Source organism: Flavobacterium sp. YO64, from assembly GCF_004119505.1.
GTDB lineage: Bacteria > Bacteroidota > Bacteroidia > Flavobacteriales > Flavobacteriaceae > Flavobacterium > Flavobacterium oncorhynchi.
The window spans coordinates 1-21853 of sequence record NZ_NRQV01000049.1 but is presented as its reverse complement, the minus strand read 5'-3'; the positions used below and the strand labels follow the sequence as shown (position 1 = coordinate 21853).

The following is a 21853-nucleotide window of genomic DNA, read 5'->3' as shown; positions in this document are numbered from 1 at the left end:
TTTTTTGTTGTTTTTTTTAAGTATAAAAAACAAATTATTTAATTTCTATAAGTTTAAGCGTAAATTCCATTTGCGAATCCTTATGTTGAAAAAAGTCATCTAGAGAAGGCCATACTTCATGATCAGGCATAATGCCGTGACCTTCTGGCTGGTTATCCTTCTTTGGGGCATCCTGAACCAGATTTACAATTGAAAATTGTGTTTTTATCTTTGAATTGGGAAGTTCATAGACTAGTGGCGAATGTCCGTTGTGACGATAGTAACCGCCTACGGTTTCTACACCAACTATGGTAACATTTTCAACATATGCTTTTACCAGAGAAGCAAAATGTGAAGCTGCCGATGCCACATTTTCATTAATCAAAAGATAAATTTTGCCTTTAAATCTTGGTGATTTGGGATAATAAACTGGATTGTATTTTTGGTTTTGCACACTTATATTGTTTTTGAAAACCGGATACACATCTTTTAAGTATTCTTTTCCCATTTTTTTGGTAATACTATCCATGCGTTCTGATGTCGAAACGCCCCAGAAATATTTCTCGAAAGGCAAAAAGTTGGGGTCAAAGATTATGGTCGCCTCTACATTTTCTTTGAATGGCTTATCTGTAAGGTACATTACAGGTTGTTCAAAGTTAGGATCACTTCCGCCTGGATTATTTCTAACATCAATTATCAGATTAGCAACTTTGTTTTTGTCCAGTTTTGTAAAAACGCTGTCCAAAAATTGAACATACGTTTGAAACTTAGGATCATCAGATCCGTATGCCATGCCAAACCATCTTAGGTTTAATAAACCTGCAGCGGGATTAAGCATGCTAAAGCTATAAGGAGCTTGCTTTTTGTAATCTATCAAATCAGTAACAGGAGCACTAAATCTATTTTTAATGTTTGTTTCTCTTTGCTTCAGTGTTACTGCAGAAAGTACCTTTTTTTCAAGAGACTCAGATTTTGGTGCATTGTATTCTATAATGAATTCATTGCAAAGACCATATTCCAGCAGATAGTTTATCCCAAACGATTTATTTACGCTTGCCGATAACTTTTCTGTTATATTATGACCATCCGCCGTATAATATTTATAAAAAGAGCGCATCAATTGTGTGTCATTTATCCCGTTTATGCTTCTTATCCTCGAACCAGCAGGTATGTCTGCTGATTGACCATCGAAAATAATTTGTCCGTTAATATAGATAAGAGGATAAGGGAAAAATGATTTCTGCCGATTTAAAAAATTTATTAAATTCAGATCAGGGATAGTATAGTTATGTACACTTCCTTCATAATCTGCCAGATGAAGCATTATTTTGTAAAACTCAGTAACGCTCATGGGGTTTTTAATGTTTTTAATAGCTGCATTGTAAATGCTGTCTATTTGTTTTTTAGAACGGTATTGATATAAGCCAGAATTTGCTTTTTCATTTATAGCAAGAAGTAGTTTAAGATCCTCATGCATCTGTTTTTCTGAAAGCATTTTATTGTAGATCATTAAACTATCCTTCGTGTTCTTATCAAGTCCTTGCGCCTGAATTTTACAGGACAAGAAAAATAATAGTATAAAAAAGGGGATCAGATTTTTGTTATTCATGTAGTACATTAGCTATAGGTTAAGGTTTAGGGGTTAATTTTTGGAGTTTAATATTCGCTGTTGGCAATCATTTTTTACTTTATTTTTTTAGTGGCATTCTTGTGATAAAAGTAAGATAAAATTGCATTACAATAAAAGAAAAATGATGCAAAGAGATTTAATGAAAAGCAATGAAAATAAATAGGATAGGATTGTAGTGTTTTGATTAATAAGTATTTAGTTTTTGTTTGTAAAAAGTTCTCATGCAAGAGTCTGCGGCATTTGTCTTTACTTTGGATTTGATAAAAAACTTTAGAATTAAAAACTGAATTCGTATATTGTTCTGCTAAAATTAACTATGCCAGGCATATCCATTTTAAAACAACTTTTTTTAAACGTTTTTGTGTTTATTTTAATAGAAACCATCTAGCTTATGAAAAAATCCTTAGTGCTCTTTATTGCATTCTTAGCTTTTACAGCGTGTTCAAAACATCAGGAGAAAAAAAATGTTGCCATCACTGGAATAGACTCTACATTGACACCTGGTAATGACTTTTTTAAATATGTAAATGGCAAATGGTACGATTCTGTATCAATACCGCCATCTCAAGCTGGAGTAGGCGCCTATATGTTTATGAATTTCCCACAGCGAATGCGTTTGCAGCGAATATTAGACAGTATTTCTAAAAGTGAGAATTCAGCAGGAAGTATAGCGCAAAAAGTAGGCGATTTTTATGCATCAGGTATGGATACTGTAACCATTGATAAACGTGGTTATACACCAATTAACCCCTTGCTTGCTAAAATTGAAGCCATTAGTGATTTACCGTCGTTAATGAAATTTGTAGCTAATGAAGAAAAAGCAGGCAATTCTTCTATTATAGCTTTTGGAGTGTCACCTGATGATAAAAATAGCAGCATGAACATTGCTCAACTTTATCAAACTGGGATTGGCTTGCCTGACAGGGATTATTATTTCAAATCAGATTCATCGACTGCTGCAATACAGGAATCATACAAAAAATACCTTACTGCATTATTTCAACAAACAGGCAGCAGTGCCGAAGAGGCTAAAAAGAATGCTGATTTAGTTTACGATATAGACAAACAAATTGCTGGTTCGCATAAAACAAAAGTTGAACTTCGAGATGTGCAGGCAAATTATAATAAAACGGCTGTAACAGATCTTGTAAAAAGACATCCGAACATAGATTGGAATACTTTTTTAAATAATTTAGGAGCTAAAACCGATTTTATTAATGTAAGTCAGCCAGCCTATTATGACGCTCTAAATAAGCTCTTAAAAACCATTCCTATTAATAATTGGAAAATTTACTTGAAAGCAAATGCTATAGAAAGATATGCAGATGATTTAAGTAAACCCTTTGTAGATGCCTCATTTGAGTACACCAAAGTGCTTTCTGGTCAAGCTGTTCAAAAATCACGCGGAGAAAAAATGGCTAATGTTGTTGATAATTACTTAGGCGATGCGCTGGGAGAATTGTATGTAAAGAAATATTTTCCAGAAGATGCTAAAAAACGCATGTTAATTCTCGTGAATAATTTACAAAAAGCATACGGCAAAAGAATTGACAAATTAGAATGGATGAGTCCTATTACGAAACAAAAAGCCAAAGAAAAATTATTTGCCATTACTAAGAAAATAGGATATCCAGATAAATGGAGAGACTATAGCAATGTACACATAGCTAGAAACACCTATTTTGAAAATATGGTTTCGGCAGCTGCGGCTGCATATCAGTTTCAATTGGCAAAATTGGGCAAACCAGTTGATAAATCAGAATGGTATACTACAACTCCAACAGTTACGGCATATAATAATCCTACTGCAAATGAAATTGTTTTTCCTGCAGGGATTTTACAAGCCCCATATTTTGATAATAATGCAGATGATGCGCTTAATTATGGAGGTATCGGAATGGTTATTGGCCACGAAATAACCCATACTTTTGATGATCAAGGTGCGCAATATGACAAGGATGGAAACCTGAAAAACTGGTGGACAAAAGAGGATTACGCGCAGTTTAAATCTAGAATACAACAGGTTATCAATCTGTACAGTACCTATACTGTTTTGGGGGATTTACATATTAACGGCGCAATGACAGTTGGCGAAAATACGGCAGATATTGCTGGAATAGCAGTTGCCTATGATGCTTTTAAAATGACAGAACAAGGAAAAGGGAATGAAAAAATCGACGGCTTTACTCCAGACCAACGCTTCTTTATTTCTATAGCCAAAATATGGAGAGTAAAAATGAAAGACGAGTTCTTGCGTTTATGGATCAACAATAATCCGCATTCGCCGCCAAATTGGCGTGTTAACGGTCCTTTAATGAATACGACACCTTTTTACAATGCATTTAATTTAAAACCTGGTGATAAAATGTTTTTACCAGAGAAAGATAGAATAACGATTTGGTAGCGTTTTGCTCACGCTGACATTCATTTAAAAACAAGAAAAGCTTCAGAGAAATTTGAAGCTTTTTTATTATTAGTAGGAAGTATTCAAATGACTAACCAAATTATCTTTGATTATTACAATATTTTAGAATGCACATCTTAAATTTTTCTCTTCTTTTTGCTTTCACAACCAGTTCTATAAGTGTCAATAAATAGCAATCAAACTGAAAATCCTTTTGATAGTTTGTATAGAAAAAATTATATATTTGAAAGTCAAAGATGTGTGAAATTTATTATATATGTCTATCCACATTTGGATGGATATTTATGGTTTTGTCTTACATATAGATAAGTTAGCGTTCAGTATTTGAAGACTAAAACAGATAATCAGAAAGATACAAAAAATCATGAAGAAAGAATTTCCAACTATAAAAACAGAAAGATTTTTACTGCGGCAATTTGCAGATAGTGATCTTGAAAATGTTTTCAAAGGACTTTCACATCCGGAAGTTATTAAATATTATGGAGTGAGTTTTCAAACATTGGAAGCAACTAAAGAGCAAATGCTTTTTTTTGCTGACCTAGAAAAAAATGAAACGGGAATTTGGTTTGCTATTTGTTCGACTGATAACAAAACATTCTACGGTGCGGGTGGATTAAATAATGTAAGTAAAGAACATAAAAAAGCAGAAATCGGTTTTTGGTTAATTCCAAATTTTTGGGGGCATGGAATTATGAAAGAAGCAATGCCCTTAATTTGTAATTATGGATTTGAAAATTTAGACCTTAACAGAATTGAAGGGTTTGTTGAGTCGGAAAATACGAATTGTAAAAACGCAATGGCTAAACTTGATTTTCAATACGAAGGAACTATGAAAGACTGCGAAATTAAAAATGACAAGTTTATAAGTCTTGATATTTATGCTAAAGTAAAAGATAATTTAATAAAGAATGAATAAGAAAGTAGAAAAGGCCCGAACTTCTAACGGCAGTTTCTATCAGTTAGCACTAGCATTTTTCTACACATTTTGGAAGTAATTTTAAACAGATAGTATGAAAACACAAATAGTTATAATTTTTCTTGGATTTTTTGCAATCACTTCCTGTAAAGAAGACAATATTGACTGGATTCTTGTAGAAGGAGGGACTTTTGAGCAAGGCAAAAACCAAATTATCATTACTCCCAAAGGTGACACAATAAATGGTTTTACAAGTCCACACCGAATGGTTGAACTTGATAACTTTTACATAAGTAAATATGAAATAACGGTTAAGCAGTTTAAAGAGTTTTGTAAAAAAACAGGTAGAAAAATGCCTGACGCACCTATTGAAAATGCCTACGGAAAAAAGGTATATTATAAATGGATAGATAATAATCCAATGCTTGCAACTTGGGATGAAGCAAATGACTATGCAAAATGGGCAGGAGGAAGATTGCCAACAGAAGCAGAGTGGGAATATGCTGCCAAAGGAGGAAAGAAAACTAAAAACTACAAATATAGCGGCAGCAATAATCCAATCGAGATTGGTTGGGTAAAAGAAAACTCAGACAGCATTTTTCATAAAGTTGGACTTCTTAAACCTAATGAATTAGGAATTCATGATATGACTGGAAATGTTGGTGAATGGGTTTCTGATTGGTATAATCCTGAAAAGGATAGCTTGGTAAGCAAACAGAATCCTCAAGGACCAATAGAAGGAGAAGGAAAATATAAAATTTCGAAAGGCGTTAGCTGGTTTTACGAAACCCAAAGTACAGATGGAAAACCATTAGAATATGGAATTCATATGCCCGAAGTGAGATACCAATCTCCAAAAGACACAAGAAATGACGGTTTTGGGTTTAGAATCGCAAAAAGTAAATAAAAAGAACCGCCGCTCATCCAATTAGTTATTATAAAAAGCTATCATAAAAAAAGTGGTTGGAGCTTCATTAGATATTGTAGATTCAATTTTTTGTTTACATGTCTATTAGTATTTTTATATTTGTTTTACTATAAAAATGTTGTGATATAAAATGAAAAACATACTAATATACTTGATCTTATTTATATCAATTGCCGGTTGTAACAAAAAAATAGAACAGGAAAATACAGCAGAATTAAAGGATAAACAGATCAGGTTGTTTTGGAATTGGTTTGTGGCAAATGAAAAAAGATTTAGTAAAGTAACAAATAATGATGAAGTCTTAAAAGAAATTTTAAACCATGCAAGCACAATTGAAGGTGGACTCGCATTTGAAGTGAAGTCAATAAAAAATGGAATTAAATCTTTAACCATTTCTGCAGATGGTGTAAAGCAATTAATACCAACCGTGCAGAAAATGGTAGAAAAATCTCCAAAAATTAAAGGCTGGAAATTTATAGCTTTTAGACAAAAGAAAGATAAGAAGTTAGCAACGGAGATTATTTACTTGTCGGATCAGTTGAAATTGGAGCCTTCTAAAATGAAATTTTTTCCAATAGTTGAGAATGATAGCTTACAATTGATAATATATTCTCCCGGAATTAATAAAGAAAATTATAACGAAATATTTTATGGCGGCTCGGTATTGTTAGATAATTTGGTTGGGGAATACAAATTTATGACACAAGTAGATAATTATGATTTTCATAATATGCCAACAAGGAAAGAAGACTTAAATCAATTAACACCATTATTTGAACTTTCAGCTTTTATTGATAATTATGATACAAAGAAAAATAAAAATAGAGTCGATTAATCTTTATTTAAATTTATGAGAAACAAAACAATTCTTTATTTCGTTATAACTCTAATTTCAATCTTTCTATTGTGTTATTTTGGTCTTCAGTATTTTAGCAGAAAAGGTTATGACACATCTCAGCAAGATTTTTCGAAAACTAAAGGAGGATTTATTCCTGAACAGCATACCGATTATATTTTTACAACTGTTACATCGGAATTTACCTTTAGTAATATGTTTTTTATCTTGGCAGTAACTTCATTAATTTTTGTTCTTATATGGAAAAAAATAATTAAAAAATCACCAAAATCTTAATTGTTAGCATTTCGTGTCAATCTGCATATCTAGTTTTTATATTTTTTTAATTTCAATTTGAAAAGCTGTAAAAACAAAAAAACTTCAGATTTCTCGGAGTCTTTTTTACATTTCTTCCTTGTTCTGTTTTCTGTTCCAAAATGAATGTTATTAAAAACAAAGTCCAGACTAAAAAGTCTTAATTTCAAAGATAAAAAAGTATCTCATAGAAGCTTCTTTATTAGATGGTATATTCAATTTGAGCAGAATTATCGTTCCATATTTTTACTTCTTGTGTAAAATTAATTTAGAACAAGATAAGCAAATCCGTTACTTTCGGGTCGTAAATTTTTCTCTAGATCTTACAAAATAGAGTAATGATATTTTTTGCTTTCAGCAATGCTTTATACTATTGCCAGCTTAATCTTTTCTATTAAAATAGATACAGCAAAATGTTTTTTTATGACTTGTAATCGATATAGATTCACTTAACAGATTTTGTAAAAGGGGCAATGATGTTTTTTTAAATTTGTAGTAATGGTATTGTTAATCATTATTACGGCTAATACACATAAAATTGGAAGTTGAAGATCGTTAAGTAAAAAAATGTACTAAAACTGTAAGATTTTATTGGTATATGTTTGAAAATTTTATAAATTTATATAAAATATAAAACATTTCGTATGAAAAAATTTAACATTTTATCGGTTGTATTTTTTATGGTTGTTTTTGGCAAAGCCCATGCTCAAGACACTAGAACAGATTTTCACACAGTAGGAATTACAATTCCCACAGTCGCCATTGTGGATATTGAACCAGCGTTATCAAAAAATATTACGATGGCTTTTACTGCTCCCGTAGAGGCAGGTCTGCCTATTGTAGCTCCTGCTAACAATGCTAGTTTGTGGCTCAATTATTCTTACATTCCAACAGCAAGTGCAAAAACGGCTAAAGTATCTGTCAAAATGGATGCAGTTGTACCCGGATTAGATGTAAGAGTTCAGGCAGCTACAGCTACTGGATCAAATGGAGGAGGAACACTGGGAACTATTGCCGGCAGTGCAATTACTCTTACTGCTGCTGACCAGCAAATTGTATCAGCAATTGGAGCTTCATATACTGGAGATGGTGCTTCAAACGGACACAATTTGACTTATTCATTACATGCTAATAATTACACAGGTTTATTTGCCTCTACGCCTTCGGTAACAGTTACTTATACTATTGCTGAAAACTAAAAGCAGTATTTTTTACAAGATCTTTGAACAAAAATAGTGTCGCTTACTTAAAATCAGAGGCACTTTTTTTGTTTCCCCCAAACTACCAGAATATCTTAAATACCTACTATAATGACTTTAAAAAAAGCACTCTTTTTTATTGCAGTTTTCTTTGCGCATACTAATTTATTCGCAAGTATTGTTATTACCAATGGTTTGACGCATAATTACAGACTAAAAGAAGGAACACTGCAAAAAGGAATTATCACAATTGAAAACACTTCCAATGCTCCTCAAAATGTAAGGCTTTATCAGCAAGACTACAGCTATAATGCGACAGGTACTTCATTTTATGAAGATTATGGAAAAAATAAGAGGAGTAATTTAAAATGGATTAAATTAAATACTGATTTATTAAAAATAGAAGGTAAAGGTAAGGCAAGTGTATCTTATGAAATCATTATTCCAGAAAACACTCCTGGCGGCAGTTTTTGGAGCGTTGTAATGGTCGAACCTGTTGATGATATTGTGCCCAATAATGTCAAAAATGGTATTCAACTGCGAACACTAATTCGTTATAGCATTCAGATCATTACCACAAATGAAAAACCAGCAAATGCTTTAATGACTTTTGATGCTATTGATTTAAAGAAAATTACCGGAAAGAATATTTTAGAACTTTCAATTTCAAATAATGGAGAAGTATTTCATCTTGTTGAAGCCTCCATCGAGATATTTGACAGTAAAGACGGTAGTAATAAAGGAAAATTCAAGAGCGATATAATGAGTTTATTGCCTAACAATTCCAAGCTGTTTACTATAGATTTAAGTTCAGTTCCCGCTGGAAAATATAATGCTTCGATACTCGCGAGTAGTAGTGATGATCATGTTTTTGGAATAAATGTTGAACTAAATATACCAAATGAATAAAATAATAATTATATTATTATTCATTATTCCTTATTTTTTTCAGGCGCAAAACCTTGCGGTTAATTTAGTAAACCAGAATGAGTTTCTTACTCCGGGAAAAGTACAAACATTGGTTTTTAAGATTACTAATCCATTTTCAAAAGATATTTTGGTTACTCCAAAAGTCACGCTTCCAAAAGGCTGGATTTTAGCTGCGGCTCCTTATGAACTTGATTTAGCTGCAAATGAAACTAAAATATATTTAGCTGCTATTCAAGTACCAATTAATGCATCAAAAGGTAAAGACAGCATGCATTTAATTATTAATGATACAACAAATGCTATTTTGTATTCTCAAGATTTTGCGTTAATCGTAAGTCAAGTACAGCGGATAACATTAGATGTTATTTCTACGCCAAGCTATGTAAAAGCTGGAGATACTATTCATAGCTTTTTTATTCTAAAAAATGAGGGAAACGTTGAAGAAAATATCTTTATCGAGACTTCTGCAGCAACTTTTGTAAAAGGAGATAATCCTATTTTGTTATTACCTGGGATGGCGGCAACAATAAACGCATATCAATCTACTGATCTTAAACAACCCAAACCGTCACAAAACTTAATTAAACTTACAGCTTCTATAAAAAGCGACACTACGCAATCTGTTTTTGCCTCGCAGATTACAAATGTTATTCCCGCTTTTCCGGTAAATGAAGATGTCTGGCTTCGTTTTCCTATTAGAGTTGCAGCAACGTATATTGGGACGCAGCAGCGAAATGACTATGACTCTGGTTTTCAGGGAGAAATTTATGGAAGAGGAGCTTTAAATGAAGAGAATACAAAATTTCTTGAATTTAGGGCAATCGGTCCAGATCGTTTCGGATTAACTGTCTTTTCTCAGTATGAAGAATATTTTATTAATTATAAATCCAATAATTTTTATGCTCATTTAGGAGATAAGATCTTTTATTCGTCATTTTTGACCGAGTTTTCGAGGTATGGAAGAGGTGTAGAACTAAGACAAAAATACAAGAAATTAGAGGTAGGTGGTTTTTACAATAAACCACGTTTTTTTAAAGATATTAAAGAAGAGATTAATGTTTATGCTAAAGTGAACTTTAATGCCAAAAATAATATACGCTACGGATATTTACTGAAACGAAAAGATATTGATCAGGAGGATCATTTGCATTATGTTTCTGGTGAGACAAATATTTTTGATAAAATTGGTATACAAGGAGAATATGCTGTAAGTAATAATGAAAAAACACAAGGAACTGCATGGCAGCTGCAAGCTCAGACTTATTTTAATGATTTAAATGTTAGTGCGAGTTATATATATGCATCTCCTCATTTTTCTGGTTATTATACAGATACGCAATTTTTTACTTCCAACGTTAATTATCGGATTTTACCCAAACTGAACCTTTCTGCTAATTATCAAAAGGATGCGAGAAATTTTGAAAGAGATACACTCTATGGTGCGGCTCCATTTAGAGAAGCTTTCCAAGTAGGAATACGTTATAACTATTTAAAAAGTGGTGCGGTTTCTTTGTTTAGCGGAACGCAGGAATATGAAGACAGAATGGAGCATAAACAGTTTTTTTATAAAGAAAGATTTAATCGTATCGAATTAACTCAAGATATTTATAAGTTTTCGGTCAATTTTCAAATGTTTTTCGCAGAAACAACCAATTTTTTGATTAATTCAACGGGTAAAACATCAATACAAACTGCAAACGTCAGCTATAATTACAAGCGAAATTCTATAAGCCTTTATGGCAGTTATTCTACTGTGAGTCGATATGCAGCAAAGGATGAGAAGCTGTTTTTATATGGAGGACGTATAAATGCGACTATTGATGATCGATGGTATCTGAGTTTATTCTATCAAAATACATATTATCTTGAGGAATACTATAGAGATAGAAATCTCCTGGAACTGGCATTAAATTACAGAATATCACCAAGACAGCAAATAAACATACTTTCTCGATATGCTTTAGCACAAAAGCAACTAGAGAATAAAGATTTTTCATTTTCTGTACGGTATGCACTGGATATTTATGCGCCTATTAAAAAAGTCAAAGAGTATGGTTTTTTTGAAGGAAATATCACTACTTTAGAGAGTGCACAAATACAAGGTGTAAAACTTCATTTGGGGCCTTACTCAGCTATTACTGATGAACGAGGTTATTTTTGTTTAAAAATGTAAAACCAGATACTTATTTTCTTGAGATAGAACAAGGAACATTGGGGGTAAAAGATATTACAGATATTGATATTCCTGCTAAAGTCACAATAGCAGAAGGAGGAAATTATCTCGATTTTGGTATTACAAAAGCCTCAAATATTAAAGGAACTATAATACTCGATGACAAAGATATTGTCGACAAAGAACAAAGTATAATTGTTGAAATAATATCAGATAATCAGGTTTTTAGAAAAATATGTAAAATAACCAAGCCTTTTGATTTTACATACCTAAGACCAGGAGATTGGAAGTTAAAGGTATATCGCAACGCATTAGACAGCAAATATAAAATTCTTACTGATGAAATAAATTTAACACTTAACCCTAATGAAGAAAAACAAGTTCAGATTAAGATAAGTAAAACAGAGAAAGAAATAAAATATTTGCAAAAACCAATGAAAGTAGGTTTTAACACTTCAAAAGATAAAAAATGATTTTTAATTCAATTCAATTTGTTTTTGCGGTATTACTGTTTTTTTGTGGTACTTTTTTTCTTTCAGCGCAAACATCTGGAAGCCGTAATATTAATATAAATCTTTCGGAAGTTGCATTACTCGATGTTGAACCAAGTATGACTGCTATTTCTTTTAACTTTTTGGCTCCAACAGAAGCAGGTCGTCCGCTGACGATTCCTGCTGTTAATACCACAAAATGGTTAAACTATACTTCTGCTAAAAGAACAACAACGCCTTCAAGATTTATTAGTGCTCAAATTGATCAGTCCTTTGCGGGACTATTTGTAAAACTTCAAGCTGCAGCTGCTACTGGTAGTGGCGGAGGTACTCTTGGAACTTCCGCCGGTAAAGTTACACTAACCACTTCGCCTACTACAATTATAACGGGTATTGGCGGTGCTTATACGGGAAATGGTATTAATAACGGACATTTGCTGAATATTTCTTTAGAAGTTGATGATTATAAGAAATTGGTACAAACAACTAGTAAAATAATTACGATAACCTATACTATTAGTAACTAAAAAGATGGCGAAACATTCCTGTATAAAAAATCGAATAAATGTATCTTTAAGGTTATTGCTTTTAGTGGGCACTTTATTGGTGTGTATAGCCGCTAAATCTCAAACGATTACAGTAGTAGGTACAGATTGGAGTCCTGTTGTTCCAACCATTATAGAAGCAGGATCTGATTATGCAGGAACCTATGAAAGTACCTCTACTCAAATGAGTTTAAATTTGACAGTGCCGCTTCTTTTAGGTACAGGTAAGATTTCAGTACGATATGAACCCAATCCTACCTGGAATAATGCTCTGAAAATTGATGTAAGAAAACTAAATAACGGATCAGGATTATGTGTGCTTTGTAGTATGACTCCAAATCAAGCGACGCCCTATCAGGAGGTTCTTACAAATGATACAGAGTTATTTAGAGTAGTTGCTGTTTTATCATTAGCAGAAGTAACTAATATTGGTTTAAACCTTCGAGTACGCGGAGTGTCTGTTACAACTCCGGTTGATAACTACACTGCTCGTATTGTATTTACTATTGGTCCGCAATAAAAAACGTCAGATATAAAAAAAGCCTCAGAATTTCTCTGAAGCTTTGTCTTAGTAGTGGGAAGCATTCAAATATCTAACCAGTTTATGGATGATTTTAATAAAGTTGTCGTAAGAATTTGACGTTTTTTTAGATTGAATCATAAGTTTTATTAAAATCTATATCCAGCACTAAGCCCAAATTTTGCAACAATAGTATGATCTGTTTTATCTGCATTGATTAATATACCACCATAACCAATATTTGCTTCAAAAAGAAATCCGCTTTTACTGACCCATTTCCAGCCTCCGCCGGCACCGAGAGCAAAATTAATAACGTCGGGATTTTCAGTATATATAGAATGATCTTCTGAAGCGTATATTTTTTTGCCATCTGTTGAAGCCAGCATTCCAAATCCTTCAACAAACCAGCCTGATGCGTATTTTTTACCAAAATATCTTCTGTAATACGGAGATATTGAATAATTTAAATCCTTTTCATTCTTTTTATTGTCAAACACATAATAAAAAGAAATTCCTAATGACGAATTATGATTTAAATGTCTTTCATAACCAACCTGAAAAGATTGCCATAAAGGAGCAAGAGCATTTAATTTAATTTCATTATTTTTCTGATAAAGATCAGTTCCATTTTGAGCATTGGCAGAATAAAAGGCAAATAAAATGATCAGTAGTAAAAAGTTTTTTTTCATAAAAAGTGCTTTGAATTATTTAAATCCAAAATTCATATAAGAAAAATTAGAAAAGGTCTCAAAAGCTCAAAACTGTATAAATTGGTACCTATTTGCTTGTGGTTTTATATTCATTTGGCGTCTGGCTTGTAACCCCGCTCTTCGAAGATTTCTTGGGGAAAGCTGTCCGAATGTCTCGTGATTTCGCGCCCGCAAAGAGAATCAAGGTATAAACAAAAAAAGGCTCCAGATTTCTCTGAAGCTTTGTCTTAGTAACAGGAGCGGTCAATTATCTAACTAGTTTATTGAGGTTATTATGCGATTTTTGCATTAACATCTTAAAATTAATAATTAAAAAAATAATATAAATTGACTTGATTTAAATCCAAGCGGTTTGCAGCTTGGCTAACTGGTGGACATTGAAGCGAAAATGTTCAGTTTTGCATTAAAGTTCAATCCAGAAACTAAACTCGAATTTAGCACTTAGTTGTTATGCGCTATTTATTTTTTATTTATATCATCATACAATTTATCAACTACTTTTTCTAAAATTTCGCCTGTTTCATTAAAGCTGGTGTTTGTCAATATGGATATTCCTATATTTTGTTTTGGATAGATCACAAACCAATTCTGCATTCCGTATATACCTCCGTGATGTCTATAAATTAATTCGTCATCATTTTCTATGATGTACCAATGATAGCCTTCCCAAAAATCAGAACCTTCTTTGTATAATTTTTTATGAGATTCGTTTACAATAGGATTTGATTTGTCTAGTTGCAATTTCATATATTTCACTAAATCCGTAGTCGTAGAATGCAATCCCGAAATTCCACCCCATAAAGTCCTAGTGAAGTTAGGCATTAACTCGTTTTTATCGTTGTAACCTTTTACTAATTTTGTTCTATCATTTTCATTTAGTGCAAACTTGGTTTCGTTCATTTTATTTGGTTTCAAAACAAATTCACTTACCAATTCCTCAAAAGGCTTTTGATACACTTTTTCAAGTATATATGCTGTCAACTCCGGAGCTGTGTTTGAATAGTAATATACTTCTCCAGGTTTTGTTTCAATTTTGATTAGTTTTAATCCTTCAAAAAAAGCTTTTTTATTTTCGCTTTTTATAGGGAAATTAGGAAATCCACTTGTATGGGTGATGAGGTGTCTGATTTTTATAGGCTCACCTTTAAACTCAAGATTAGGATAAGGTTCATCAAGGTAGATTCTAATATCATCATCTAAATTTATTTTTTTGTCAAGTACGGCTTTCGCAGCTATATATCCTGTAAAAGTTTTAGTTACAGAAGCCAGTTCATATAGTGTAGAATCGTTTGGTTTATTTCCTTTTCCGATAGTTAGTTCACCAAAATGTTTTATTGTGCTTTTTCCATCTTTAAGCACTGCAACGGAAACAGAATGAAATCGTTTGTCTTCTAATAACTGAACAGCATTATTTGTAATTGCATTTTCAACACTTTGTTTCTTGGTTTGATGAGCACTTTTACAGGCAAGTAATGTAAAAAACAAAATAGTGGTTAAATATTTCATTGTCGTAATTTATAGTTTAATTCCCTGATTAAAGGGTTAAATAGCTGAGAGAAGAAAGAAGATGAAAATGCTTTGTATTATAACTTTCGATGCTTTTATCATTTTTTAAGATTATTAATAATAAGTGCAAATATCCCGAATGCAGATTGTTTCGAGGTTTTAATTTATAAGATAGGAGTTCAATTCTATAATATTGAACTCATTTTAGGGAGGATTTTTGATATTCTGCAGGAGTTAGTCCTGTAGTTTTTTTTTAAGGCAGTAAAGAAGGAGAATTTTGAACTAACCCTGATCGCTCCGATATGTAGACAACGATAGCGCAGATTTGCAATCTGTGCCCACAAAGAGAATCAGAAAGGTAGAAAACAAAAAAAGCTCCAGATTTCTCTGAAGCTTTGTCTTAGTAGCCCTAACGGGACAATTTTCGAACCATTTTCAGGATGATTTATATAAAATAAATATCAAATAATATTAAATTAGGTTCGAATATTATTCAAGTAATAGGATGAATTTTTTATTGTCTTTTATAAGAGTTAATGTGTCACTATTTTTATTTTTATAAATTTCAAAAGGAGCAGAAATGTCGGATATCCTAGGTATGTATTTTTTATTTGTAGGTCTCCAAATAGCCTTGTCTTTAGATATCGAATAGTCATTTCCTAAAATATAAGTATCGCTACGGACAAAAAACTTATCATTTAAAATATAAATTCCTCGTTCATTGTATGCAACTTTTATTTTCATTTTGACACTAGTTGCAGTATTAATTTCAATTAATTCCTTTTGTGATTTTGAATCTACTGAGAAAAAATATAATGAGAAAATAAGTCCCAATATCATCATTGTAATTACAATCTTACCATTTTTCATAGTCTATTACCGTATTTGTTTTTTTTGCTGGCGTAGGCGCCAGCTCTCTGAAGAGTGCCTTATGAAAAGCTGTACGAATGTCTCCGACTTCGCATCCGTAATCTGCATCAAACTTAAGTAAATCTAAGATAAACAAAAAAGCTTCAGATTTCTCTGAAGCTTTACTTAGTAGCGGGAACAGGACTCGAACCTGTGACCTTCGGGTTATGAGCCCGACGAGCTGCCTACTGCTCTATCCCGCGATGTTTCGGGTGCAAAGATACGCCGATTTTTTAGAAATCCAACGAAAACTTAAAAAAATGTTTTATTTTCTGTATTGAGTTGATATGACTACCTTTGCACCTTAAAATATTATGCAAATGTCACATAAAGCAGGTTTTGTAAACATCATCGGGAATCCAAACGTTGGAAAATCAACACTAATGAATGCCTTTGTTGGTGAAAGACTATCTATCATTACATCAAAAGCACAAACAACACGTCATAGAATTCTAGGAATTGTAAATGGCGAAGATTTTCAATTGGTACTTTCTGATACACCCGGAATTATAAAACCGGCGTATGAAATGCAAGAGTCGATGATGAACTTCGTAAAATCGGCTTTTGAAGATGCTGATATTTTAATCTATATGGTCGAAATAGGAGAGCAAGACTTAAAAGATGAAGCTTTTTTCAATAAAATTATTTATGCTAAAATCCCAGTTTTGTTATTGTTGAATAAAATCGACAATTCTAATCAGGAACAATTAGAAGAGCAGGTTGCTTTTTGGAAAGAAAAAGTGCCAAATGCAGAAATTTTTCCAATCTCAGCTTTACAGAACTTTAATGTACCTGAAGTTTTTGGCAGAATTATCGAATTATTGCCAGAATCACCAGCTTATTATCCTAAAGATCAGTTAACAGATAAACCGGAACGTTTTTTTGTAAACGAAACTATTCGTGAAAAAATCTTATTGAATTACGCTAAAGAAATTCCATATGCGGTTGAAATCGTGACAGAGGAATTTCATGAAGATGCTAATATTATCAGAATCCGTTCAGTAATTATGGTAGAACGTGATACTCAAAAAGGAATTATCATTGGGCATAAAGGTGCCGCTCTAAAGAAAGTAGGAATGGATGCTCGTGTTGATTTAGAGAAATTCTTCGGAAAGCAAATTCACATTGAGCTTTATGTAAAGGTGAATAAAAACTGGAGAAGCAACGCTAATATGTTGAAACGATTTGGTTATAATCAATAGAGTTTAAAATGTTTCGAGTTGAACGTTAAAACTTAACTTGAAACTTGAAACAAAAAAATATAAAATCTTAGGTACTCAGAAACGTAGCATCTCAGCAACTTTTTTTAACTACCTTTGCAAAAAATTTAAATAAAGCATTTGAGATTTATAATTTATTGTGATTTAGTCAAAAAACAAATCTAAAATTGTAAATCAGGAATCTAAAATTCAAAAAAATGAATAACATTGTTGCGATAGTAGGAAGACCTAATGTAGGGAAATCGACCCTTTTTAATAGGCTGATACAAAGAAGAGAAGCTATTGTAGATTCAGTATCTGGGGTTACCCGTGATAGAAACTATGGTAAAAGCGAGTGGAACGGAAAAGAGTTTTCTGTAATTGATACGGGTGGATACGTTCGCGGATCTGATGACGTATTTGAAGGTGAAATCCGTAAACAAGTAGAGCTTGCTATCGACGAAGCCGATGTTATTATTTTTGTGGTAGATGTAGAAGAAGGAATTACACCAATGGATGAAACGGTTGCTAAATTGTTGCGCAAAGTAACAAAACCAGTTTTGTTGGCTGTAAATAAAGTAGATAACGCAATGCGTGAGAAAGATGCAATTGAGTTCTATAATCTTGGTTTAGGAGATTATTTTACGTTTGCAAGTATCTCAGGAAGCGGAACCGGAGATTTATTAGATGCTTTAATTGACGCATTTCCAGAAAAAGAACCAGTTGAAGTTACTGAAGAATTACCTCGTTTTGCAGTTGTAGGACGTCCAAATGCAGGAAAATCAAGTTTTATCAATGCCTTAATTGGTCAAGATCGTTATATTGTAACAGATATTGCTGGTACAACTCGTGATGCGATTGATACAAAATTTGACCGTTTTGGTTTTGAATTTAATTTAGTTGATACTGCGGGAATCCGTCGTAAAGCAAAAGTTAAAGAAGATTTAGAGTTTTACTCTGTAATGCGTTCTGTAAGAGCTATTGAGCATGCTGACGTTTGTATTTTAGTAATTGATGCAACTCGTGGTTTTGAAGGTCAGGATCAAAGTATTTTTTGGCTTGCTGAGAAAAACCGTAAGGGTGTTGTGATCTTAGTAAACAAATGGGATTTGGTCGAAAAAGACACCATGTCAAGCCGTGATTACGAAGAAAGAATCAAAAAAGAATTAATGCCATTTACAGATGTGCCAATTTTGTTTGTTTCGGCATTAACAAAACAACGTTTACTAAAAGCATTAGAAGCTACAGTTCAAGTTTTTGAAAATAGAAAACAAAGAATTTCGACTTCAAAATTCAACGAATACATGTTGAAAGTAATTGAAGCATACCCGCCGCCGGCTACAAAAGGTAAATATGTAAAAATTAAATATTGCATGCAATTGCCAACCCAAACTCCTCAGTTTGTATTTTTTGCCAATATGCCGCAATATGTAAAAGAACCTTATAAAAGATACTTAGAGAATAAAATTCGTGACAACTGGGACTTTGCAGGTGTTCCGATTGATATTTATATTAGAGAAAAGTAAAAAAAGAAGTCCCCTTGAATAGGGGATTTTTTTATGTTTTGTGTCTATACTATAACAGTATCAATTTTTTATCGGAATTACATTTAAATAAATGTAAAATAAACAATTAAACCTTTTGCAATTATTTAAGTCTTACTGATCTAACTAACCCAATTTTATGACCAAAATTTATTCATTTCTATTGTTTTTAGCTTTTGTTTATTCGGCAAATGCACAAAATAATATTGTTGTTAAAGGAACTGTGGTAGATATTAATTCACAGCTTCCTCTTGAGCTCGCTACGGTTTATTTTACAGCTGTAAAAGATTCTACAATTATAGAATATGCTACGACCGATAAAAACGGAAATTTTATTATTAATACTAAAAAGTATGACAAACCGGTTTTCTTAAAGGTAAATTATACGGGATATCAGACCTATTACGAAGAACAAAAAGGACTTACAGAAAGTAAAGACTTCGGAAAGCTGTATATGCTTGAAAATGCAAATGTTTTAAATGAAGTAATAGTTAAAAGTGAAGCACCGCCAATTACTATAAAAAAAGATACATTAGAATTTAATGCTGGTTCTTATAAAGTGCGTCCAGATGCAAACGTAGAAACTTTATTGAAACAGCTGCCAGGATTTGATGTTGATAATACTGGAAAAATTACAGTAAATGGGCGAGAAGTCAATCAGGTTTTAGTCAACGGAAAAGCATTTTTTGATAAAGATGGAGCTATTGCCATTAAAAATCTTCCGGCTGATATTATTAAAAAAGTTCAGGTTTCTGATTTTAAAACCAAAAAAGAAGAACTGGCAAAACAAGAATCAACTTCAGATTATTCGAGTATAAATATTACAATCGACGAGAAAAAAAATAAAGGTTATTTCGGAAAAGTGCTTGGCGGATACGGTTCAGACGAACGTTACGAGAGCAGTTTAATGATGAACTTTTTTAAGAATAAACAAAAAATAAGTGTACTGGCTTCATCCAACAATATCAACTCAACCGGATTCTCGATGGATGAGGTATTTGATAATATGGGAGGCGGACGAAATGCAAGAGGCGGCGGTCAAGGTTCTGGAAGCGGAGGAAAGGGAATTACGCAGTCTACTTTGGCTGGAATTAATTATTCTGATGACTGGACAAAAAATTTGGAGTTTATGAGCAGTTATAATTTTACCAATGCTGTGACCAAAAACGAAAGTAAATCGAATCAGCTTAGTTTCTTGCCAACAGGAAATATTTTGACCGAAGCGGATTCTAAAACTAAAAATGAAAACACAGGAAATAAAGCCAATTTTGAATTAGAATACAAAATCAATCCTTCTATGCAGATTGTTTTTGCTCCTAAATTGAATTTATCTCAATCAAACAGCAATTCTTCTTCTTCGACTTTTTCTGAGAATGAAAATGGCGACGCTTTAAACGAAAGCACAGCTGCATCGCATACAGAAAGTTCTAATACGAGTTTCGCCAATAGTATTAATTTCAACAAAACTTTTGAAAAGGAATCGCGAAATTTAAGTGTGGTTTTTAATAACAATAACACTAAAAATGATTCGAACGGAATCAACGTTTCTGAGACTATTTTTTATCAGGATAATAAGCCAAATGATGAAAGAAATCAGAATGCAAAAAATGAATCAAAAAGCGATGCGTATTCTCTTGATGTAGAATATACAGAACCAGTTACAGATTCACTTAGATTAAGATTCGGAACCAATTTTGACTGGCAGAGTTCAATGAACGATCAAAAAACATTTAATTTTGACGATGCATCACAAGAATATTCAGATTTAAATTTATCGCTGACTAATTATACAACATCAAAGCAAAACTCGATTACACCAAAAGTTGGTATTTCCTGGCAGAAAAGTAAATTTACACTTAATGTAAATTCGAGAACATCAATTGTAGAGTTTGATAATCATTCTTTTTACTTAAATCAAACTACAGATTTGAATAAAAGATATATGCTGCCTTATGGAACAGCACAGCTTCGATATAAATTTAATCGTTCTAAAAACTTAACTTTTAAATACGATTATTCTAATGCGCTTCCGTCAGCAACACAATTAATGCCAGTTGCTGATTTAAATAATCCACTGAATAGCGTTGTAGGAAATCCAAATCTAAATCCGATTGAAAAAAATACAGCAGGTATCGATTTTAAGAATTTTGATTTTAGAACGCGTTCAGGTTATAGTCTATTTCTTAAAGGAGATTATTATAATAATGATGTTGTTTCTACCTCGATTTATGATGACAGTGGAAAAAGAAACACAACTTATGTAAACATTTCAGGAACTTATTCAGCTTCGCTTGGAGGAAACTGGAATCAGCAGATTAAAAAAGATGCCCACACAATCAGATACGGTTTGCGTTTAAGCGGTAATTATAATTTTGATAAAGGATTTACAAATGCGGTTTTGTATTATGCAAAATCAGTTGTAATTACTCCAAGTGTATATGCTTCTTATGATTATGGAGAAGTGCTTTCAATTGCGCCATCTTATAGTTTATCTTATAATGAAACACGTTATGAAAATTATTCGAGAGATGCGACTTCAAACGTAATTCATAGAATTAATATGCAGACAACATCGTATTGGCCTGCCAATTTAATCTTCGGAAATGATTTTGGATACACATATAATTCAAATATTTCGGACGATTTTAAAAAGGATTTTTTCCTTTGGAATACAAGTTTATCTTATGGATTTTTGGATAAAAAATTATATGCAAAAGTAAAAGTATATGATGTTTTAAATCAGAATCAAAGCGCGACAAGAACCATTTCGCCAACTTCGATTCGAGATGAAGAAAATACAGTTTTAAAAAGGTATGTAATGTTTTCTCTAGCCTATAAAATTGGAAATTTTGCAGAAAGTAAAAAAGGAAGAAAACAAAGAGGATTTTGATTTTAAGGTTCTGAGGGACTAAGATTCTAAGCTTCTAAGGAGCAAAGGTTCAAAGGGACAAAGAATAAAAAAACGGGAATACAATTTTAGTATTCCCGTTTTTATTTAGTAAATACTAAATACTAAATACTAAATACTAAATACTAAATACTAAATACTAAATACTAAATACTAAATACTAAATACTAAATACTAAAATTACTACGATT

17 protein-coding genes and 1 tRNA gene are annotated in these 21853 nt (G+C 32.3%); 13 read left to right on the top strand and 5 right to left on the bottom strand.

The window, feature by feature from the left end; genetic code table 11:
- Positions 1-34 precede the first annotated feature (34 nt).
- Positions 35-1474 carry a S41 family peptidase gene (locus BOW57_RS19880; RefSeq protein WP_164973747.1) on the bottom strand — a complete coding sequence of 480 codons (1440 nt, stop codon included), beginning with the start codon at positions 1472-1474 and terminating at the stop codon, positions 35-37.
- Positions 1475-2000: 526 nt separating this feature from the next.
- Here BOW57_RS19880 and BOW57_RS19875 point away from each other — a divergent pair.
- The 10 genes from BOW57_RS19875 to BOW57_RS19830 all read left to right on the top strand — a co-directional run bounded on the left by BOW57_RS19875 (position 2001) and on the right by BOW57_RS19830 (position 12886).
- Entirely contained in the window at positions 2001-4013 is a 2013-nt protein-coding gene (locus BOW57_RS19875) for a M13 family metallopeptidase (protein ID WP_129056820.1), read from the top strand.
- A 385-nt stretch (positions 4014-4398) separates the two neighbouring features.
- Complete coding sequence (locus BOW57_RS19870; protein WP_129056818.1) at positions 4399-4950, top strand: GNAT family N-acetyltransferase; 552 nt, start codon at positions 4399-4401, stop codon at positions 4948-4950.
- 94 nt (positions 4951-5044) lie between these two features.
- Positions 5045-5857 carry an SUMF1/EgtB/PvdO family nonheme iron enzyme gene (locus BOW57_RS19865; protein ID WP_129056816.1) on the top strand — a complete coding sequence of 271 codons (813 nt, stop codon included), beginning with the start codon at positions 5045-5047 and terminating at the stop codon, positions 5855-5857.
- Positions 5858-6008: 151 nt separating this feature from the next.
- Positions 6009-6713, top strand: a complete 705-nt coding sequence (locus BOW57_RS19860) for a hypothetical protein (protein WP_129056814.1) — start codon at positions 6009-6011, stop codon at positions 6711-6713.
- Between the two features lie 959 nt (positions 6714-7672).
- Complete coding sequence (locus BOW57_RS19855; protein ID WP_089053910.1) at positions 7673-8227, top strand: hypothetical protein; 555 nt, start codon at positions 7673-7675, stop codon at positions 8225-8227.
- Positions 8228-8338: 111 nt separating this feature from the next.
- Entirely contained in the window at positions 8339-9136 is a 798-nt protein-coding gene (locus BOW57_RS19850; protein ID WP_129056812.1) for a hypothetical protein, read from the top strand.
- Positions 9129-11330, top strand: coding sequence for a hypothetical protein (locus tag BOW57_RS19845; RefSeq protein ID WP_129056810.1), 2202 nt, complete (start codon positions 9129-9131; stop codon positions 11328-11330). The genes BOW57_RS19850 and BOW57_RS19845 overlap by 8 nt, the downstream gene beginning before the upstream one ends.
- Positions 11315-11803, top strand: a complete 489-nt coding sequence (locus tag BOW57_RS19840) for a hypothetical protein (RefSeq protein ID WP_129056808.1) — start codon at positions 11315-11317, stop codon at positions 11801-11803. The genes BOW57_RS19845 and BOW57_RS19840 overlap by 16 nt, the downstream gene beginning before the upstream one ends.
- Positions 11800-12348: a hypothetical protein gene (locus tag BOW57_RS19835; RefSeq protein WP_129056806.1), complete on the top strand. Its 549-nt coding sequence runs from the start codon at positions 11800-11802 to the stop codon at positions 12346-12348. The genes BOW57_RS19840 and BOW57_RS19835 overlap by 4 nt, the downstream gene beginning before the upstream one ends.
- A 4-nt stretch (positions 12349-12352) precedes the next feature.
- A complete protein-coding gene (locus BOW57_RS19830) occupies positions 12353-12886 on the top strand; it encodes a hypothetical protein (protein WP_129056804.1) in 534 nt (177 codons plus the stop codon).
- 149 nt (positions 12887-13035) lie between these two features.
- On the opposite strand, the gene BOW57_RS19825 is transcribed toward BOW57_RS19830, so the two are convergent.
- From BOW57_RS19825 to BOW57_RS19810, 4 genes are all read right to left on the bottom strand, one after another.
- Positions 13036-13575, bottom strand: a complete 540-nt coding sequence (locus BOW57_RS19825; protein ID WP_129056802.1) for a DUF3575 domain-containing protein — start codon at positions 13573-13575, stop codon at positions 13036-13038.
- A 480-nt stretch (positions 13576-14055) separates the two neighbouring features.
- Positions 14056-15102 carry a serine hydrolase gene (locus BOW57_RS19820; RefSeq protein ID WP_129056799.1) on the bottom strand — a complete coding sequence of 349 codons (1047 nt, stop codon included), beginning with the start codon at positions 15100-15102 and terminating at the stop codon, positions 14056-14058.
- A gap of 489 nt (positions 15103-15591) precedes the next feature.
- A complete protein-coding gene (locus tag BOW57_RS19815; protein WP_129056797.1) occupies positions 15592-15972 on the bottom strand; it encodes a hypothetical protein in 381 nt (126 codons plus the stop codon).
- 169 nt (positions 15973-16141) lie between these two features.
- Positions 16142-16214, bottom strand: a tRNA-Met gene (locus BOW57_RS19810).
- 117 nt (positions 16215-16331) lie between these two features.
- Between BOW57_RS19810 and era the strand changes: the two genes are divergently transcribed.
- The 3 genes from era to BOW57_RS19795 all read left to right on the top strand — a co-directional run bounded on the left by era (position 16332) and on the right by BOW57_RS19795 (position 21644).
- Positions 16332-17213, top strand: coding sequence for a GTPase Era (era, locus tag BOW57_RS19805; RefSeq protein ID WP_089053903.1), 882 nt, complete (start codon positions 16332-16334; stop codon positions 17211-17213).
- A 215-nt stretch (positions 17214-17428) separates the two neighbouring features.
- A complete protein-coding gene (gene der, locus BOW57_RS19800; RefSeq protein ID WP_089053902.1) occupies positions 17429-18736 on the top strand; it encodes a ribosome biogenesis GTPase Der in 1308 nt (435 codons plus the stop codon).
- A gap of 157 nt (positions 18737-18893) precedes the next feature.
- Positions 18894-21644: an outer membrane beta-barrel protein gene (locus BOW57_RS19795; protein WP_129056795.1), complete on the top strand. Its 2751-nt coding sequence runs from the start codon at positions 18894-18896 to the stop codon at positions 21642-21644.
- The last annotated feature ends 209 nt before the right edge of the window (positions 21645-21853 follow it).

What these genes read in the sequence shown, in the direction of transcription:
- BOW57_RS19865 (WP_129056816.1), top strand. Translation starts at nt 5,045, where the DNA reads ATGAAAACACAAATAGTTATAATTTTTCTTGGATTTTTTGCAATCACT.
- BOW57_RS19815 (WP_129056797.1), bottom strand. Translation starts at nt 15,972, where the DNA reads ATGAAAAATGGTAAGATTGTAATTACAATGATGATATTGGGACTTATT.
- BOW57_RS19825 (WP_129056802.1), bottom strand. Translation starts at nt 13,575, where the DNA reads ATGAAAAAAAACTTTTTACTACTGATCATTTTATTTGCCTTTTATTCT.
- BOW57_RS19830 (WP_129056804.1), top strand. Translation starts at nt 12,353, where the DNA reads ATGGCGAAACATTCCTGTATAAAAAATCGAATAAATGTATCTTTAAGG.
- BOW57_RS19845 (WP_129056810.1), top strand. Translation starts at nt 9,129, where the DNA reads ATGAATAAAATAATAATTATATTATTATTCATTATTCCTTATTTTTTT.
- BOW57_RS19835 (WP_129056806.1), top strand. Translation starts at nt 11,800, where the DNA reads ATGATTTTTAATTCAATTCAATTTGTTTTTGCGGTATTACTGTTTTTT.
- BOW57_RS19795 (WP_129056795.1), top strand. Translation starts at nt 18,894, where the DNA reads ATGACCAAAATTTATTCATTTCTATTGTTTTTAGCTTTTGTTTATTCG.
- BOW57_RS19875 (WP_129056820.1), top strand. Translation starts at nt 2,001, where the DNA reads ATGAAAAAATCCTTAGTGCTCTTTATTGCATTCTTAGCTTTTACAGCG.
- BOW57_RS19880 (WP_164973747.1), bottom strand. Translation starts at nt 1,474, where the DNA reads ATGCTTTCAGAAAAACAGATGCATGAGGATCTTAAACTACTTCTTGCT.
- era (WP_089053903.1), top strand. Translation starts at nt 16,332, where the DNA reads ATGTCACATAAAGCAGGTTTTGTAAACATCATCGGGAATCCAAACGTT.
- BOW57_RS19870 (WP_129056818.1), top strand. Translation starts at nt 4,399, where the DNA reads ATGAAGAAAGAATTTCCAACTATAAAAACAGAAAGATTTTTACTGCGG.
- BOW57_RS19860 (WP_129056814.1), top strand. Translation starts at nt 6,009, where the DNA reads ATGAAAAACATACTAATATACTTGATCTTATTTATATCAATTGCCGGT.
- BOW57_RS19820 (WP_129056799.1), bottom strand. Translation starts at nt 15,102, where the DNA reads ATGAAATATTTAACCACTATTTTGTTTTTTACATTACTTGCCTGTAAA.
- BOW57_RS19850 (WP_129056812.1), top strand. Translation starts at nt 8,339, where the DNA reads ATGACTTTAAAAAAAGCACTCTTTTTTATTGCAGTTTTCTTTGCGCAT.
- BOW57_RS19855 (WP_089053910.1), top strand. Translation starts at nt 7,673, where the DNA reads ATGAAAAAATTTAACATTTTATCGGTTGTATTTTTTATGGTTGTTTTT.
- der (WP_089053902.1), top strand. Translation starts at nt 17,429, where the DNA reads ATGAATAACATTGTTGCGATAGTAGGAAGACCTAATGTAGGGAAATCG.